The sequence below is a fragment of the Chlorogloea sp. CCALA 695 genome (assembly GCF_003003885.1).
In the GTDB taxonomy this organism is placed as follows: domain Bacteria; phylum Cyanobacteriota; class Cyanobacteriia; order Cyanobacteriales; family Chroococcidiopsidaceae; genus Aliterella.
The window spans coordinates 1-16,366 of the sequence record NZ_PVWN01000003.1; the positions used below are offsets into that span (position 1 = coordinate 1).

The 16,366-nt window shown below is 41.2% G+C and carries 20 protein-coding genes; 14 read left to right on the forward strand and 6 right to left on the reverse strand.

Annotated features, from left to right (window positions below; all coding sequences use genetic code 11):
• A partial coding sequence (locus C7B70_RS02475; protein ID WP_146134003.1) for a hypothetical protein occupies window positions 1-191 on the reverse strand: 191 nt, incomplete at its 3' end.
• A gap of 24 nt (window positions 192-215) precedes the next feature.
• Complete coding sequence (locus C7B70_RS02480; protein WP_146134004.1) at window positions 216-809, reverse strand: hypothetical protein; 594 nt, start codon at window positions 807-809, stop codon at window positions 216-218.
• On the opposite strand from C7B70_RS02480, the gene C7B70_RS02485 reads away from it, so the two are divergent.
• Window positions 787-1,707, forward strand: a complete 921-nt coding sequence (locus C7B70_RS02485; protein WP_106367500.1) for an AraC family transcriptional regulator — start codon at window positions 787-789, stop codon at window positions 1,705-1,707. The genes C7B70_RS02480 and C7B70_RS02485 overlap by 23 nt on opposite strands.
• Window positions 1,708-1,798: 91 nt before the next feature.
• Window positions 1,799-2,206 carry an MAPEG family protein gene (locus tag C7B70_RS02490; protein ID WP_106367501.1) on the forward strand — a complete coding sequence of 136 codons (408 nt, stop codon included), beginning with the start codon at window positions 1,799-1,801 and terminating at the stop codon, window positions 2,204-2,206.
• A gap of 78 nt (window positions 2,207-2,284) precedes the next feature.
• On the opposite strand, the gene C7B70_RS02495 is transcribed toward C7B70_RS02490, so the two are convergent.
• Entirely contained in the window at window positions 2,285-2,710 is a 426-nt protein-coding gene (locus C7B70_RS02495) for a hypothetical protein (RefSeq protein WP_106367502.1), read from the reverse strand.
• 461 nt (window positions 2,711-3,171) lie between these two features.
• Window positions 3,172-4,341 carry an alanine racemase gene (gene alr / locus C7B70_RS02500; protein ID WP_106367503.1) on the reverse strand — a complete coding sequence of 390 codons (1,170 nt, stop codon included), beginning with the start codon at window positions 4,339-4,341 and terminating at the stop codon, window positions 3,172-3,174.
• A gap of 160 nt (window positions 4,342-4,501) precedes the next feature.
• Between alr and C7B70_RS02505 the strand changes: the two genes are divergently transcribed.
• The 8 genes from C7B70_RS02505 (at window position 4,502) to C7B70_RS02540 (ending at window position 10,117) form a co-directional block, all read left to right on the forward strand.
• Window positions 4,502-4,999, forward strand: a complete 498-nt coding sequence (locus tag C7B70_RS02505; protein WP_106367504.1) for an HNH endonuclease — start codon at window positions 4,502-4,504, stop codon at window positions 4,997-4,999.
• A 216-nt stretch (window positions 5,000-5,215) separates the two neighbouring features.
• A complete protein-coding gene (gene psbA / locus C7B70_RS02510) occupies window positions 5,216-6,298 on the forward strand; it encodes a photosystem II q(b) protein (protein WP_106367505.1) in 1,083 nt (360 codons plus the stop codon).
• Between the two features lie 84 nt (window positions 6,299-6,382).
• Window positions 6,383-6,874: a hypothetical protein gene (locus C7B70_RS02515; protein ID WP_199192014.1), complete on the forward strand. Its 492-nt coding sequence runs from the start codon at window positions 6,383-6,385 to the stop codon at window positions 6,872-6,874.
• A gap of 5 nt (window positions 6,875-6,879) precedes the next feature.
• A complete protein-coding gene (locus C7B70_RS02520) occupies window positions 6,880-7,068 on the forward strand; it encodes a CPXCG motif-containing cysteine-rich protein (RefSeq protein ID WP_009633097.1) in 189 nt (62 codons plus the stop codon).
• A 34-nt stretch (window positions 7,069-7,102) separates the two neighbouring features.
• Window positions 7,103-7,627, forward strand: a complete 525-nt coding sequence (locus C7B70_RS02525; RefSeq protein ID WP_199192022.1) for a DUF1499 domain-containing protein — start codon at window positions 7,103-7,105, stop codon at window positions 7,625-7,627.
• Between the two features lie 95 nt (window positions 7,628-7,722).
• A complete protein-coding gene (locus C7B70_RS02530) occupies window positions 7,723-8,769 on the forward strand; it encodes a class I SAM-dependent methyltransferase (protein WP_106367508.1) in 1,047 nt (348 codons plus the stop codon).
• 165 nt (window positions 8,770-8,934) lie between these two features.
• The gene (locus tag C7B70_RS02535) at window positions 8,935-9,402 is read left to right on the forward strand and encodes a YbjN domain-containing protein (RefSeq protein WP_106367644.1); all 468 of its coding nucleotides are present in this window, start codon (window positions 8,935-8,937) and stop codon (window positions 9,400-9,402) included.
• Window positions 9,365-10,117, forward strand: coding sequence for a lipoate--protein ligase family protein (locus C7B70_RS02540; protein ID WP_199192016.1), 753 nt, complete (start codon window positions 9,365-9,367; stop codon window positions 10,115-10,117). The genes C7B70_RS02535 and C7B70_RS02540 overlap by 38 nt, the downstream gene beginning before the upstream one ends.
• On the opposite strand, the gene C7B70_RS02545 is transcribed toward C7B70_RS02540, so the two are convergent.
• Together C7B70_RS02545 and psaK are read right to left on the reverse strand one after the other, a co-directional pair.
• On the reverse strand, window positions 10,104-11,300 hold the full coding sequence (locus tag C7B70_RS02545) for a site-2 protease family protein (RefSeq protein ID WP_106367510.1): 1,197 nt from the start codon (window positions 11,298-11,300) through the stop codon (window positions 10,104-10,106). The genes C7B70_RS02540 and C7B70_RS02545 overlap by 14 nt on opposite strands.
• A gap of 270 nt (window positions 11,301-11,570) precedes the next feature.
• Window positions 11,571-11,852 (reverse strand): photosystem I reaction center subunit PsaK, encoded by a 282-nt coding sequence (gene psaK / locus C7B70_RS02550; protein WP_199192017.1) that lies wholly within the window; start codon window positions 11,850-11,852, stop codon window positions 11,571-11,573.
• Window positions 11,853-11,961: 109 nt separating this feature from the next.
• Between psaK and C7B70_RS02555 the strand changes: the two genes are divergently transcribed.
• The 4 genes from C7B70_RS02555 to C7B70_RS02570 all read left to right on the forward strand — a co-directional run bounded on the left by C7B70_RS02555 (window position 11,962) and on the right by C7B70_RS02570 (window position 16,278).
• A complete protein-coding gene (locus tag C7B70_RS02555; RefSeq protein WP_106367512.1) occupies window positions 11,962-12,600 on the forward strand; it encodes a phosphoribosylanthranilate isomerase in 639 nt (212 codons plus the stop codon).
• Window positions 12,601-12,743: 143 nt separating this feature from the next.
• Window positions 12,744-15,281, forward strand: coding sequence for a nitrite reductase large subunit NirB (nirB, locus tag C7B70_RS02560; protein WP_106367513.1), 2,538 nt, complete (start codon window positions 12,744-12,746; stop codon window positions 15,279-15,281).
• Between the two features lie 33 nt (window positions 15,282-15,314).
• Entirely contained in the window at window positions 15,315-15,662 is a 348-nt protein-coding gene (gene nirD, locus C7B70_RS02565; RefSeq protein ID WP_106367514.1) for a nitrite reductase small subunit NirD, read from the forward strand.
• A gap of 46 nt (window positions 15,663-15,708) precedes the next feature.
• On the forward strand, window positions 15,709-16,278 hold the full coding sequence (locus C7B70_RS02570) for a Uma2 family endonuclease (RefSeq protein WP_106367515.1): 570 nt from the start codon (window positions 15,709-15,711) through the stop codon (window positions 16,276-16,278).
• The last annotated feature ends 88 nt before the right edge of the window (window positions 16,279-16,366 follow it).

Sequence of the window (16,366 nt, forward strand, 5' to 3'; positions counted from 1 at the left end):
CATTTCTTAATAATCTTCTTTTTTACATCTTCAAAGTTTACGATATTTGTAGTGGGTTTGATCTCAAATTGCTGTAAGTCATTTAATTCATAACGGTTAGTAAGTGTACTTATAGCTTCAACAGCAATCCACAAATCCTCTGCAAGCAGGGTTTGAATTGAGGAAGTCGCAAAATCTGTTAGTTCAGGCATTGGTAAAGTTGCGATCGCTAATTTCTATCTTAAAGACGAAACCAAACTATCGGTAGCAAGTACCGCCAACACCAAACGAATTGTGGGTAATAATTGACTGCGCCGCCATTGTGCCTGACTTTGCAAAGCATTAATAGTTGTTTGGATTTGCCTATCGGGTAAAATTTTCTGTACTGTAGCCGCCACCACTTCCCCATCAGCACCGCTATAGGTACAAAAGAAGGCTTGCGCCGCCGTGAAGGATTCATCGGGAAAAGCCGAGGTTAGGCGTTGAATTAAAGGTTGCTGCAACTGACGCTGGGAATCGGTAACGGGAAGACTTACGCAACGCCGTAGTACATCAATTCTGACTAAGGGATCGGGATGTTGTAATAAAGGTGCGAGTATTGCTGATAACTTTGCCTGTGCTGAGGTAGAAAGAGAATTGCTAGGAATCCTTGTTACCATCGTAGAAATCGCACAGGAGGCTGCATAGGCGCTTGGGTACTCACCGAACGCGAAAATACCGCCGCTATGAACCTTTAGTTGACGGCTTGTAATGCGGCAGCATTGAGCAATTGTATTATGTTTGCATTTCGCCTGGAGGCATCTAAAGATGAGATTGCCAGAACTACCCATCAGAACGCTCGATTACCGCCAAGTCAATGCCGCAAATTCCCTCTTGCCAACGCCATCAGTTCTTTCAAGTTCAGCATGGAAAGATATTCATTTCGAGCTTTTTCAACAGCCCCCTTTTGAGATCGCCGAGCATCAACACACAATGCACGTCATTGCTTGCGGGGTTCCCTATCCACAGACAGAAACAAGGCTTGACTATTCATGCGGAGAAAGGTGGCTGGATGGAAAGCTAAAAAGAGAGATACGAAATATTGGAGATATTGCGATTATACCTGCCGATATTTTCCATCAATGTAATTGGAACACCTCAGTCCAGTTTATGGTTTTAGCAATTGAGCCTTTACTCCTCAAGCAAGTCGGTCAAGATTGGGTGAATCCCGATCGCATTGAACTAATTCCTCGGTTTATGACGGCACAAGATGCCCCGATCCAAGGCATTTTTTCAACTTTAAGAAAAGAATTAGAAACTGGCGGGATCGGCGGTTCTCTGCTTGTTGATAGCCTTAAAACGGCGTTAGCAATTCACTTACTACGGAATTACTGCACTATATCACCAAAACTTTCTAGTTATGGTGGTGGTTTACCCAGTGCCAAACTAGCCTTAGTGACAGACTACATCAACGCACATCTGCATCAGGAATTGAAATTGACAGAAATTGCAGCGTTAGCTCAAATAAGTCCTTATCATTTTTTACGGTTGTTTAGGCAAAGTATGGGTATAACACCCCATCAGTATATTTTGCAGAGCCGGATTAATCAGGCGAAGTATTTATTGCAATCAAGGGATCTGAGCATCGCGGACATTGCGGTTAGAGTTGGCTTTTGCGATCAAAGCCATCTAACTCGCTGTTTCAAACGCATCCTTGGCATGACCCCAAAACAATTTCTGCAACGTTAGCCGCAAGAATGTCCTAAAATTCAGCAATTTTTTTCTAGAGTCTAGACTAACTAGTTTTCTAAACTATCAGCAGTAGTTTCTATAAAAAAAGATGACACCTATCGAACAGATGACTGTCCCGCTCTGGGGATTAGTTATTTTCATGGGATGGACGATCGCGCTCGTTGCTTTTTTAATCATTGTTAGGATTCGGCATTTATCTACTGGTGGCTCCCCAAAAGATTTTGGAATACCAAATGATGAAAGCTTACTTTGGCGATTATTTCGGGTGCAGTCTAACTTGATAGAGAACCTTCCTCTATACATGGCAGTTGTGTTTCTCATTACAGTTCGAGGAGTATCAGGAATAGCGATTAATTTGCTGATAGTTGCGTACATCATATCTCGACTTATACACTCAATCATTCATATTGCTGGTATCAATCCAACATTTCGAGTTTTAAGTTTAGCGGTTCAGTTTGCTTGTCTAATCACCTTAACTGTCATGGCAATCTTATAGTTGAAAAAAAAGAGCCAGTCACTGTGCAGATTTACACAAATTATTTATTAATCCATCATGCAACAATCAACCGTTTGATCAAGTATAAAAGTTCCTGAGCAACGGGGTTGCGATCGCTAAATTTGTTAAATAACGTTCAATAACAGCATAACGACGCTTTTTGAGTAATTGCTTGAGGAAATGGGATCTTTGTTTAGTGGGAATTGCTTCTAACCCAGCAATTAGTTGGTTATCATCTCCAAATAGCACGATTAAACCCAGTGCTAAAGAGCGTATTCTGCAAGATGAATCGCTTAGACTTTGGTTAATCAACTCAATATTTTGACTACCATAACAGGATTGTAAAGACAAACAGCTTTGATAAAAATCTCCTTGAGCAAGCTGATTTAACGTACTTGCTAAGGCTTTATTATCCCTTGACTGCCTGCCTATTTGTACCATCTGCTGCATCCTTCTTTGATGGGTCAACGGTTCTAGAGTTCGCAGCAAGGTAGTTAGATTCATAAAAAAGTTGTAGGTAACGTCAGCTATAAATTAAGGATGCCCATTTTTTGTAAAAAATCACTAATTAACGGCTATCTTAAGCGATCGCCCTTTTTGATCCAATCTTCATTAACCAAAACTTGCTTTTTAGCCCGTTTATATTAGTACAGATAATCGTCCAAAAGAATTGTCTCTACTCTTAAATACATTGTTAGATACTGGGTTAACCTAGTTCTATTTATCAAAAACGCGATCGCTAAGAGACAGCAAGAAACTGGGGTTAAATCCGCAAATCTTGTTTTTAATTAAATGCTCTAAGGCGTTAAACTTTTTGGTTATTATGTAATCTTATTCGCCGTTTTCGTATCAAAGGGATATGATTTAGCAATGGCAATTATTGATGGTATGGAAGAAAGAAGCCTAGACGTGGATATGCCTTTGAGCGTTTTATATTTAATTGCGCCTAGCTACTTACTAGCTAATTATTCTTGTACAGATATCCGAGGTAAGCGGTGTTTGAAAGAGCAAAGAATTTCCCAAGAAATTGTATTTAGCTGCTTTGCCCAATCATCGGCGGAAATTTGTACGTTACCATCAATTCCTAGCAATGTTACTATTTCTCCCGGTGTCAAATCTGGAATAGCACTAACATCTAGCATTAATTGATCCATTGTAATAGCCCCAATTTGGGGTATTTTTTTACCGCGAATTATTACCATCATTTGATTGGATAAATTACGCGGCACTCCATCGGCGTAACCAATCCCAACTACGGCAATTAGAGTCGTGCGATCGCTAATAAATTTGTGACCATAACTTACACCTGTTTGAGGCGCAATAGTTTTGACTTGCGTTATCCTGGCTTTGACTTGCAACACTGGTTTCAGATTCACGGCGCTTTGCAGAGAAGTAGCTGGGTAAAGACCATAAACAGCTAAACCCACCCGTACTAAGTCGTAATGCAACGATGGAGCGGTTAAAGTAGCCGCAGAATTGGCTAGATGCTTACAAGGTACAGGTAAGTTGATGTCGGCAAGTTGAGCAATTGCCGTTTCAAAGCGTTGTTGCTGCAAGTTCATCACTGTGCGATCGCTACTTTCGGCTGTCGCTAAATGAGAATAGATACTAGCAATTTGCAGATGAGGCAAATTATGCACCAATTGCACAAATTCAACGGCTTGCTGCCAAGATAGTCCTAGGCGCGACATTCCGGTATCTATTTTGATATGTACGAGCAGATTGTCTTTTAAAGTTTGAGAATACAGTATAGCTGCGTCCACGCTGCCTAAAGTTGGTTGAAGTTGCCAATGCGCCACCGCTTCAATTTGCTCAATAGTGTAAGTTGCTCCCAATACCAAAATTGGTGACTCGACCCCGCTTGAGCGCAACTCAATTCCTTCGGGGACTGTCGCCACGCCTAACCAGTCAGCGCCAGCTTCTATAGCCGTCTTAGCTACTGCGATCGCCCCATGACCGTAAGCATCAGCTTTAACCACTGCCATCAGTGTAGTTTGGGGCGCTAACAGGCTTTTTAATTCCTTAACATTATGTTTTATGGCACTTAAATCGATCTCTACCCAAGCGCGTTGACGAGCGCCAAGCCCAAGATCGCACCCAATAGACGTAATTTTTTGGACTTGTTGTTGTCCCATTACTCACACGCAATAAAATCGTTAGCTCTAAGTAATAGCAAAAAAGAGCCGCATTTAAGAGGTTTTTCTAGAGCGAGCGCACTTACTGAACAATCTTTTAGCGACATTTACTAAATTGTGTTAATATCAGTAAAAACTGTCTGCGATTTGATGTCAATCGATGGCAAAAGTTTTAGTTCTCAACGCCTCTTACGAACCGCTCAACATTACAAGTTGGCGACGAGCGGCTGTCTTGCTGATTAAAGGCAAAGCAGAACAAGTAGAAAATAACGGTAAGTTTATCTATACCGGGTTTCCTTTTCCCACCGTTATCCGCCTACGCCATTTCGTGCGCGTACCTTACAAAGAAATTCCCCTCACTCGTCGTAATATTCTCCATCGTGATGGTCATGGTTGCCAATACTGTGGTTATACGGGTGATGATTTGACTTTAGATCACGTGATGCCGCGATCGCGCGGTGGTGGCGAAACTTGGGAAAATATGGTGGCAGCTTGCGTTCGTTGCAACGTTAGAAAAGGCAATCGCACGCCTCAAGAAGCAAAAATGCCTCTATACCACCAACCACGCAAACCTTATAGTAGTCTTTACTTTGAAGTCAGTAAGCATCTAAAAAGTGGGCTACATCAAGAGTGGCAAAAATACATTATTGGGCTTTAGGCGATCGCTCATCATTTATATAAATAAATTAATTATGGCTACAAAGCTGTAGGTATAAGCGTTAGATGTCATTATTACCCTGTAATCAGCTACCTCTAAATGAGGATATCTTAAAAAATTATAAAAATACCTTTACAAAACTAAATAGAGGAGGTAGATTGAATACAAGGAAGCAAAAAACTTCTGATTATCCAAAAATCAAGCAATCATAAAGAAATGACAACAACATTACAAAGACGCGAAAGCGCCAGCGTATGGGAAAGATTCTGTAGCTGGGTAACATCCACCGAAAACCGTCTATACGTAGGTTGGTTCGGAGTATTGATGATCCCCACACTACTAGCAGCGACAACCTGCTTCATCATCGCCTTTATCGCCGCACCACCAGTAGACATCGACGGCATCCGCGAGCCAGTAGCAGGTTCATTGATTTACGGAAACAACATCATCACCGGTGCAGTAGTACCTTCCTCGAACGCCATCGGCTTGCACTTCTACCCAATATGGGAAGCAGCATCATTGGACGAATGGTTGTACAACGGCGGCCCTTACCAATTAGTAGTATTCCACTTCTTAATCGGAATATTCTGCTACATGGGACGTGAGTGGGAACTATCATACAGACTCGGAATGCGCCCCTGGATTGCAGTAGCTTATTCCGCACCAGTAGCCGCAGCAACAGCAGTATTTTTAATCTACCCAATCGGACAAGGATCATTTTCCGACGGGATGCCTTTAGGAATCAGTGGAACATTCAACTTCATGTTAGTATTCCAAGCGGAACACAACATCTTGATGCACCCCTTCCACCAGTTAGGAGTAGCCGGAGTATTCGGCGGTTCATTATTCAGCGCTATGCACGGTTCGTTAGTAACATCCAGCTTAGTTCGTGAAACAACAGAAACCGAAAGCCAAAACTACGGCTACAAATTCGGACAAGAAGAAGAAACTTACAACATCGTTGCAGCCCACGGCTACTTCGGACGGTTGATCTTCCAATACGCATCATTCAACAACAGCCGCAGCTTGCACTTCTTCCTAGCAGCATGGCCAGTAATTGGCATCTGGTTTACATCCTTGGGCATCAGCACCATGGCATTCAACCTCAACGGATTCAACTTCAACCAGTCAGTAATTGACTCTCAAGGACAGGTAATCGGAACTTGGGCAGACGTACTCAACCGCGCTAACCTAGGAATGGAAGTAATGCACGAGCGCAATGCTCACAACTTCCCTCTAGACTTGGCTGCGGGTGAAGCGACACCAGTTGCTCTAACTGCACCTGCAATCAACGGTTAATTTTTAACCCGACATAGCTAAAATATTTAAAGCGCTCTCCACTTGGAGGGCGCTTTTTAGTTGTTTATGTTTAAAATTAGTGTCATGACAATAATTCCTGAACCGTTAAATTTTGCCAGTGCGATTGCCTATACTCAAGAATTACTAGCACAGAGTGAAATATCAGCTTCCGAAGTAGCCCAATTAGTACAAACTGAAGAAGGTGCTAGAGGTTTTTTTGTTACTTACCTGACCTCAGATTTTGCAGTGTCGGAAGAAATTATTGTAGGATTGCGATCGCATCCTGAAATAGTAGCCGAATTACTGATAAAAAACCTAGCAATGTCTACAGCACAAGAGTTGTTTCACCATCGCCGCCAAGATGAAGAAATGGCTAAATCATCCCAACAGGTGCAAGAAAGGACGGCGCGATTGATAAAATTAGTAAACTTAGATTTGGTATCCGAGAAGTTGCAGCAGCTAGTCGCAACTATTGAAAATGGCGGTAACTATCAAGCTTTTTTAGAACGTTGGAATTACGACGACGAACAAAAACAAGCAATAAAAGTAGCAGTTAATAAAGTTTTAGGTAAATAGTAGCCTTGCAAAATTCCACCGAGTATTTTTGTGCTTATTGTGGCGAATCCAATGTTGCCTTTATCGATTTGAGTGCGGGTAATTATCAATCTTATATTGAAGACTGTCAGGTTTGTTGTCGCCCGAATGTGTTGTATATTCAAGTTGACGAAGAAACTCTAGAACTAAGCGTAAATAGCGAGTATGTAGAGTGAAAATATTTATTTTAAGGAATAGAAAGTTGTGGAAATGAAAACAATTATTTCTCGTTATTTGCCTATAGTTTTAACCCTAGTTTTTTTACTAGGAGGAACGATATTATTTTCCGGGCAAACTAAACTATTAGCAGGTACTAAACCCAATAATCTTGGTATGGCTACAGGTCAATTATTAGCTTGTCCTGCTACCCCTAATTGCGTCAATAGCCAGAGTTTAGATGCCGAGCATAAAATTACACCTCTAACCTATACTTCCTCTGCGGAAGATGCTTTTAATACTCTTAAAACTGTTGTTCAATCTTTTAAACAATCTGCGATAGCGCCAGCGCGCTCGCAGAGCTTCGCCCAAGAAACAGGTAATTATATCTACGCAGAATTTACTATTCCTGTAGTCGGATTTGTGGACGATGTAGAATTTTTGTTAGATAAAGATGCCCAAGTAATTCATGTTCGTTCAGCTTCCCGTTTAGGCGAGTCAGATTTAGGGGTAAACCGTAAACGAATTGAGACAATTAGAGCTAAATTTAATCAGTTGCAAACAGAAGTAAAAGCTTGACAATATTGGCTCTACTTCTACACCTAGATAGAGATTTTTTTTGTTACAATTGTTTACGTTAATATTAATATATACAATTGACCTCAGCGCTGACTATGTCTGACACCCTAACCAAGCTGACTTATCAGACTTTTCAAAATGGTAAAAACTACTTTGGTTTAGCTCATAAATACTTAAGTTTCCAGGTAATGGGCTTAGTATCTCCCCAGTTGAAACCAAAACCATCGCCCCTTACTCCAGCATTACTACTGAAACTCCAAGCAAGATTAAACCAATTGCTAGAAGCAGACTGGCAAGATGCGGAGAAGGGAGTATACGCTCATAGTTTACTATTTGATAATCCTTGGTCTGACTTTTTCCGTTACTATCCTGAAGTTTGGCTAGATATGCCGCAAATTTGGCAGCGACTCAATGAGAAAAACTATCAAGATTTTTCTGTAGAGGTAGCCCAAGACGACTATCCTAATTACTATTTGCAAAATTTTCACCACCAAACCAATGGTTATTTAAGCGATTCGTCAGCTAATTTATATGACTTGCAAGTTGAACTATTGTTTGGTGGTTCGGCTGATCCTATGCGGCGGAGAATTTTAGCACCTTTAAAAGCTAATTTAGCAGCTAATCCCAAGCCTCGGATACTAGATGTAGCTTGCGGTACGGGAAGAACATTGAAGTTATTACGAAACGCTTTCCCCCAATCGTCGCTATTTGGTACAGATTTGTCTTCCGCTTACTTGCGAAAGGCTAATCAAGAATTGTCGCAAATTCCTGGAGAATTACCGCAACTTCTCCAAGCTAATGCGGAGGAATTGCCCTATTTAGATAACTACTTTGATGCAGTAACTTGTGTATTTACATTCCACGAGTTGCCAAGTGCTGCACGTCAGCAGGTAATGGAGGAGTGTTTTAGAGTAGTGCAACCAGGGGGAGTTTTTGTAATTTGCGATTCTATTCAAATGTCAGATTCGCCGGAAATGTTGCCGATTATGGATAGTTTTCATGAAACCTTCCATGAACCTTACTATAAGCAGTACATTAGCGATGACTTGGTAGAACGGTTAGAAAAGGCGGGTTTTGAGGATATTACAACTGAGGTACATTTTATGAGTAAGTATTTGATTGCTCATAAAAAAGCAGCTTAATTTAGTAGAGGGGTTCAAAGCCCCCTCTATTGACGAGAGCCTATAAAATACATTGCATTGCCAATAAATCAAATAAAATACTATATGCTTACAGGCGTTAGAGTAGGTTTAAGCAATTAAAAGTAGAGTATTTTAGGAGTTATAAGTATGACTAATGCCGATGTGATCGCAAATCAACCCATAACCAGCGAACAAGTAATTAACAATCTAGTGGAAGAAGCGACATCCAGCCATATAGATGTAATTCAAACCGTAATTGCTAGTCTTGAACAAGACAACAGCGCAATGGTAAGCCAGACGGACTCCAACTATTTATGGAAATTTAAGTACGGTAGTGTTGAAGTATTTGTACAGCTTAGTGGACTAACAGACGAAGATACGATCGCAGTTTGGGCAAAGGTATTGAATCTACCAACCAAAAATGACGCGGGATTGATGCGGAAGCTGTTAGAAATGAATTGGACTAATACCTTTGAAGCTTGTTTTGGCATCGATAAAGAGCAAGTAGTTGTCTTATCAAGCCGCACTTTAGCAGAATTGTCACCAGGGGAAATTTCTCGCATCATCACGATAGTAGCCACAATCGCCGATGACAATGACGAAGCTTTGCAAGCGGAATTTGGTGCAGCCTAAACCTTGTTGGCGGCTAATTCCACTGTTAGAAGCATCTGGGCTAATGCAAATGGCAATAGATAACTGGTTGGTAGAACAACATCAGTTAGGTTTACATCCGCCAACCTTGCGTTTTTATACTTGGTCGCCTGTAGCAATTTCCTTGGGCTATCATCAGTCTAAATTTCCCCCCCATTGGCAACAAATTACTTGGAATAGTCAGCCTGTAGACTTAGTACGTCGTCCTACGGGGGGAAGGGGGGTATTGCATCAAGGAGACTTAACTTATGCTGTGGTGACATCAGGATTAGACGGTAATCGAATGCAGGTGTATCAGCAGCTTTGTAAGTTTTTGATTAGTGGGTGGCAAAGTTTAGGAGTAGAGTTGCAATATGGTGTAGCTGGGCGGGGATATATTCATAACCCTAATTGTTTTGGTACTGCTACGGGCGCGGATTTGGTGTTACTTGATGGGAATAAGTTAATTGGTAGCGCTCAGTTAAAACGCGGTCAGGTAATATTGCAACATGGTTCAATGCGTTTAGCACCGGATCAGGCATTATTTGAGCAAGTGTTTGGTAAAGAGATTTTTCAGCCTATAAAATTACCTCTAATTGAACCGACTGCTGTAGTAACAGCATTAACTACTGCTGCTAGCAATTGCTTTAACATTCAATTAGAGGTAAAACCTTTATCTGCGGTAGAGTGGGAAGCAATTTCATCTAGCCTTTCGTAGATTTAGCGATCGCACCTAATTGTAAACTAGGCGGAAAACTACCATCGTCTTTAACTCGCTTGATATCAGCGTCAGAAAATGGTTTATTGAGCTTTGCACCCACCACCCGAACAATATCGCCGCGATCGATTATTCCTGCTACAGCATCGGCGGGAGAAAGAACTACAATTCGGGGCAATTGCTGGGTTTCTAGCTTTTCAATTACTTCTACTAATGGTGTAGACTCTGTAACCGAGGGAACTTCTGTTAACGGATGCAAGATATCGTGCAAAGTTTTGTTTTCCCACTCGCTACGCTCTACAGCCCGTAAATCATCCACCGATACTATCCCCCGGTATCTGCCCTCAGAAGCGGCAAAATAGACCTCTGGGGCGGTGGTTTGGAGTAAATAAGAGTCTGCAAAGGAGCGCAGGCTTTGATCGGCATCAATCACCCTAAAATCGCTACTAATAGCATCATTAGCAACTAACTTGAGTAAAATTTCTTGCAAGGAAGTTACGCTATTGTAGGCGTTGGCATTGCGAATCCCAAACCAGCCTAGTAAAGCAATCCACAAGCCAGTAATTAATTCGCCAGTAAAAAAGTCTATGGCTAAACCAGCCGCGATCGCACTCCAACCTAAAATTACCCCCGCTCTTGCTGCCCAATGTACTGCTGTAAAGCGGTTTCCAGTAGCTTTCCATACGGCAGCTTTCAACACTTGTCCGCCATCTAAAGGTAAGCCAGGAATTAAGTTAAATAGGGCAAGAACTAAGTTTATTTTGGCTAAATCTCCCGCCATCTCACCGACTAAACTACCGCCTGGTAAAACTTGGTTAAGTACCGCCAAAATTACAAATAAACCAATACTAACGGCGGGCCCTGCGATCGCAACTTGAAAAGCGCCACCGGGAGTTTTTGATTCTTCTTCAATTGCGGCAATTCCACCAAAGAAAAATAAAGTAATCGATTTAACCTTAATTCCCTGATTTTGGGCTACTACACTATGACCTAGTTCGTGCAGTAATACTGAACCAAACAGCAGTAGAGCCATTACTAGCCCCGCACTCCAAGATAGTACGCTACCCCATTGAGTATAAGCAACGCCAAAATTTACAGTGGCGATCGCTAAAATCCCAAACCATAGCGGATCTAAAAATAAGGGTATTTCAAATAAAGATCCAACTCGCCAACCTGTTTGCATGGCATTTTCCTATAACTAAATATTTCCAGGCGACTGCTACAGCAATATGTTGAGCCGCAGCCTGTAACTCCTAGCATAGACAATTGATTGTTAACAGTGCGACGGAAAACTATTCGCATAATCCGTACTTGCAAGCAATCACGGGAATATATAACCGATAAAGGGCGCAAAAATGCGCCCCTATAGTGATTTCAAAATCAATAATAGAGACGTTGCATTGAAACGTCTCTACAATTCATCCACCTAATCAGCAATGCCAGATTTTTTAGCCTACTTCAAGACACCAATATTTGTAAGTCCCAAAACGGTAGCAATCCCCAGAATGTGACCAAAGCTCATAGAAGCTAAGAACGTACCAACGCTAGGATTATTAAATAGCGAAGGGAATGGTAAAGGCATTTTAGGGCCAGCTTGAGGATAGCGGATGGTTCTACCTGCAACAAGCAGGATAAATAAACTAATACCTACAATAATCGCTGTTCCCGTCCAACTCCATCTCACAGTATCGGGTACAGTTGGTTGTACTGCGCCTAGTAACATCAAATTAAGCAAGGTGATTCCTCCCGAAAAAAGGCTATTAACAACTAAGGATTATCAAAATAAACTGGCACAAAGCTAAAATTTGTTTTAAAAGTTAATTAAAGATTTGATAAGAATTGCAATGCGAGTCAAAATTTGCGGGATTACTAAACCAGACCAAGGAAAAGCGATCGCCTCAATGGGTGCAAACGCCCTTGGGTTTATCTGCGTACCTGCTTCACCACGTTACGTCACTTCTAGCCAAATTCGCGCCGTAAGAGAACAGTTACCAGACAATGTAGAGCGGATTGGGGTTTTTGCCAATTCCACTATTGCAGAAATAGATCGAATAGTGGCGGAGGCTGATTTAACTGGGGTACAGTTGCACGGTGACGAATCGCCAGATTTTTGCGTCCAACTTCGCCAAGTTTTGCCGCAGGTAGAAATCATCAAAGCGTTGAGGGTGAAAAACTCCCAAGCCCTAGAACAAGTAGATATTTATACAAGCTACGTTGATACATTGCTGCTTGATGCCTACGATCCTCAGCAACTAGGCGGTACAGGTAAAACTTTAGATTGGGATGCTTTGCAAGCATTTAATCCTAAATGTGCTTGGTTACTAGCTGGAGGGTTAACGCCTCTTAACATACTTGAGGCTTTAAGTCAAGTAAAACCTAACGGAATTGATTTATCTAGCGGTGTAGAACGCAATCCTGGAGATAAAGACTTAAATAAAGTATCTCAGCTATTTGAGCAACTAAAATCTAGTCATTTCGTTTAAAACTTAACCAAATGCAGAAATTGAACTTTATTAATTCAATTTCTGCATCAATTCAAAGGTTTTGTTGTCTTTGCTACAAATAAATCAGTGAATTATTATAAATGTCTTATTAGGATAATAAAACGTTAATGTAACCTAAATCAATGACAGCCAAAAAGAACCTTGTTGTAGTTGGAAATGGCATGGTAGGGCATAAGTTTCTAGAAGAAATGATTGCCACAGGTGGGAGTAATTCTTGGAACATTATTACATTCTGCGAAGAACCTCGCGTAGCCTACGATCGCGTTAATTTAAGTGGTTACTTTTCCGGCAAAACCGCCGCAGACTTGACTTTAGTTACACCCGGCTTATATCACGAAAATAATATTAAAATTTATATAGGCGATCGCGTAAGTTCCATCGACCGTCAGCAAAAAGTAGTCCATAGCGCCAATGGTTTAGAAATTACTTACGACAAAATAGTATTAGCTACGGGTTCTTTTCCTTTTGTACCGCCAATTAAAGGTAAAGATAGCGCTGGAACGTTTGTTTATCGCACCATTGAAGACTTAGAAGGGATGTCTGCGTATGCCAAAAATTGCCAAACTGGGGTAGTAATTGGTGGAGGTTTATTAGGCTTAGAATGTGCAAACGCTTTGAAAAATATGGGTTTGAAAACTCATGTAGTTGAGTTTGCACCGCGATTAATGCCTATGCAAATAGACGATAACGGCGGTAATGTTCTTCGCAACAAAATCGAAGAATTAGGTGTTAGCGTCCATACAAATAAATCTACAACAGAGATTGTCAGCATGGACGGTAAAGTTGCCAAAATGACCTTTGCTGATGGTTCGGAATTACAAACAGATATGATAGTATTTTCGGCAGGAATTCGCCCCCGTGACGAAATTGCTAGAGAATGCGGTATAGAAGTAGGCGATCGCGGTGGTATTGTAATTAACGAGCATTGTCAAACTTCTGATGCTGATATCTATGCGATCGGTGAATGCGCCCTTTATCAAAACCGTATTTATGGTTTAGTTGCCCCTGGTTATACAATGGCAAGTGTAGCCGCTAAAGTATTAAGTAACATTCCGAATAGCACGTTTGTAGGCGCAGATATGTCTACAAAGTTGAAACTTTTAGGAGTCGATGTAGCTAGTTTTGGCGATGCTTTTGCTAAAACCTCTGATGCGAAAGAGATTGCAATTACAGATTCAGTTACCGGAACTTATAAAAAGCTCGTTGTCAATTCTGATGGTAGCCGTTTATTAGGAGGAATTTTAGTAGGCGATGCGGCGAGTTATGGTACTTTGCTGCAATTTGTGCAAAATAATATCGCTTTACCACCCCATCCAGAAGACTTACTATTACCACCACGAGAAGGTAAAGTATCAACAGCAATGGGGGTAGAAAATCTCCCAGACTCGGCGCAAATTTGCTCTTGCAATAATGTAAGTAAAGGACAAATTTGCACGGCGATTCAAGAAAACAATTTCACAGATATAGGTAGCGTCAAAAAGTGTACTAAAGCGGGTACTGGTTGCGGTGGTTGCGTCCCCTTAGTAACAGATTTACTTAAGTATGAAATGAAAAAAGCCGGGATAGAAGTAAAAAATCATCTCTGCGAACACTTTGCTTATTCCCGTCAAGAAATTTACCATTTAGTCCGCACTCACAAAATTATTACTTTCGATGAATTGCTACAAAAACACGGTCAAGGTAAAGGATGCGAAATTTGCAAGCCTGCGGTAGCTTCTATTCTCGCTTCAACTTGGAATGACTACATTTTGAATCAGCCTCATGTAGGTTTGCAAGATACCAACGACGCATTTTTAGCCAATATTCAAAAAGACGGGACTTATTCAGTAATTCCTAGAGTACCTGGCGGCGAATTGACTCCAGATAAATTAATTGTTTTAGGACAAGTAGCTAAAGAATTTGGGCTTTATACCAAAATTACCGGGGGACAAAGAATTGATTTATTAGGCGCGAGAGTGGATCAATTACCGCCTATTTGGCGCAAATTAATTGAGGCTGGGTTTGAATCAGGACACGCTTATGGTAAAGCATTAAGAACTATCAAATCCTGTGTAGGTAGCACTTGGTGTAGATTTGGCGTACAAGATTCTACAACATTAGCGATTGATTTAGAATTACGTTATCGTGGATTGCGATCGCCTCACAAGCTAAAATCGGCTGTATCTGGCTGTACGAGAGAGTGTGCGGAAGCTCAAAGTAAAGATTTTGGCATCATCGCTACCGAAAAAGGTTGGAATTTGTACGTCTGTGGTAACGGCGGAATGAAGCCGCAACACGCACTTTTACTCGCTGAAGATATAGACAGAGAAACATTGATTAAGTATTTAGATCGTTTCTTAATGTTCTACATTCGTACCGCCAATAGATTAGAAAGAACTGCCACTTGGTTTAATAAGCTAGAAGGTGGAATTGACTATCTTAAGCAAGTAGTGATTTATGATTCATTAGGAATTGCTGAAGAATTAGAACAAGAAATGCAGCATTTGGTAAATACCTACGAATGCGAGTGGAAAGCAACCATCGAAGACCCCGAAAAACTCAAGAGATTCCGCCATTTTGTTAATTCTGATACACCCGATCCAAGTTTACTTTATGTAGAAGAAAGAGAACAAAAACGTCCCGCTTACGAATCAGAGAAACTAACCGCCCAAATCTCGTAGTATTGTTAGGAAAAATTAGAGGAGACACGAAAAATGGTTCAAGCTTTACCTAAAACTAAATGGGTTGATATTTGTGCAATTGCAGACATCGCCCCAAATACCGGAGTATGTGCATTAGTTAGCGGCGAACAAGTAGCAATTTTTAGAGTGGGAGATACAAACGATGTGTACGCGATAAGCAACTACGATCCATTTAGTAAAGCCTTTGTAATCTCTAGAGGAATTGTAGGCGATCGCAATGGCATAACGAAAGTAGCATCGCCAATCTACAAACAAAACTTTAATCTAGCAACCGGACAGTGTTTAGATGACGAAACCGTTAGTATAGCTACTTATGCAGCAAGAGTTATGGAGGATAAAGTACAAATAGCAACAAGCTAACTGAATTACTATAGAAGATAAGAATGCCAGGATCAGGAGTTTCGCCATGAGCCAGACTACAACCGATAGAGTGCGCTGGACAACAGCAGACATAGAACTCTTAGCCAGTAGCGAAGGTACGCGCTATGAAATTGTTGACGGAGAATTGTTTGTGACTAGATCGCCACACTGGATACACCAAGAAACTTGTGGCAATATCTACTCGCAGTTACAAAATTGGTCAAGAGCTAAAGGTTTAGGACGGGCTACTATCAATCCTGGCATCATATTTACAGATGCCGATAATGTGATTCCCGATGTAGCTTGGGCTAGTAAAGAACGACTAGCAGTTTTGCTAGATGATGCGGGACATTTGACAGGCGCACCAGAATTAGTTGTAGAGGTATTATCGTCTGGTGCAGAACAAGAGCGTAGAGACCGGGAAATTAAACTCAAACTGTATTCTCTAAGAGGAGTACAAGAGTATTGGATTGCAGACTGGCGGTTGGAGACAGTGGAGATTTATCGCCGCGAAAATGCCGCCTTAGTATTAGTAGCAACGTTGACAAGTGAAGATGAAATAAATTCGCCTTTGTTGCCAGATTTTGCTTGTTCTGTGGGGCGGTTTTTTAGGTAGAAAAGGATTAAATGCGATCGCATGAACTCGTTAAGATAGTAAAAAGCGATCACCACAATGATAAAACTACGCAATTTATCAAACAAAT

What these genes read in the sequence shown, in the direction of transcription:
- C7B70_RS02485 (WP_106367500.1), top strand. Translation starts at nt 787, where the DNA reads ATGAGATTGCCAGAACTACCCATCAGAACGCTCGATTACCGCCAAGTC.
- C7B70_RS02480 (WP_146134004.1), bottom strand. Translation starts at nt 809, where the DNA reads ATGGGTAGTTCTGGCAATCTCATCTTTAGATGCCTCCAGGCGAAATGC.
- C7B70_RS02490 (WP_106367501.1), top strand. Translation starts at nt 1,799, where the DNA reads ATGACACCTATCGAACAGATGACTGTCCCGCTCTGGGGATTAGTTATT.
- C7B70_RS02495 (WP_106367502.1), bottom strand. Translation starts at nt 2,710, where the DNA reads ATGAATCTAACTACCTTGCTGCGAACTCTAGAACCGTTGACCCATCAA.
- alr (WP_106367503.1), bottom strand. Translation starts at nt 4,341, where the DNA reads ATGGGACAACAACAAGTCCAAAAAATTACGTCTATTGGGTGCGATCTT.
- C7B70_RS02505 (WP_106367504.1), top strand. Translation starts at nt 4,502, where the DNA reads ATGGCAAAAGTTTTAGTTCTCAACGCCTCTTACGAACCGCTCAACATT.
- psbA (WP_106367505.1), top strand. Translation starts at nt 5,216, where the DNA reads ATGACAACAACATTACAAAGACGCGAAAGCGCCAGCGTATGGGAAAGA.
- C7B70_RS02515 (WP_199192014.1), top strand. Translation starts at nt 6,383, where the DNA reads ATGACAATAATTCCTGAACCGTTAAATTTTGCCAGTGCGATTGCCTAT.
- C7B70_RS02525 (WP_199192022.1), top strand. Translation starts at nt 7,103, where the DNA reads ATGAAAACAATTATTTCTCGTTATTTGCCTATAGTTTTAACCCTAGTT.
- C7B70_RS02530 (WP_106367508.1), top strand. Translation starts at nt 7,723, where the DNA reads ATGTCTGACACCCTAACCAAGCTGACTTATCAGACTTTTCAAAATGGT.
- C7B70_RS02540 (WP_199192016.1), top strand. Translation starts at nt 9,365, where the DNA reads ATGACGAAGCTTTGCAAGCGGAATTTGGTGCAGCCTAAACCTTGTTGG.
- C7B70_RS02545 (WP_106367510.1), bottom strand. Translation starts at nt 11,300, where the DNA reads ATGCAAACAGGTTGGCGAGTTGGATCTTTATTTGAAATACCCTTATTT.
- C7B70_RS02555 (WP_106367512.1), top strand. Translation starts at nt 11,962, where the DNA reads ATGCGAGTCAAAATTTGCGGGATTACTAAACCAGACCAAGGAAAAGCG.
- nirB (WP_106367513.1), top strand. Translation starts at nt 12,744, where the DNA reads ATGACAGCCAAAAAGAACCTTGTTGTAGTTGGAAATGGCATGGTAGGG.
- nirD (WP_106367514.1), top strand. Translation starts at nt 15,315, where the DNA reads ATGGTTCAAGCTTTACCTAAAACTAAATGGGTTGATATTTGTGCAATT.
- C7B70_RS02570 (WP_106367515.1), top strand. Translation starts at nt 15,709, where the DNA reads ATGAGCCAGACTACAACCGATAGAGTGCGCTGGACAACAGCAGACATA.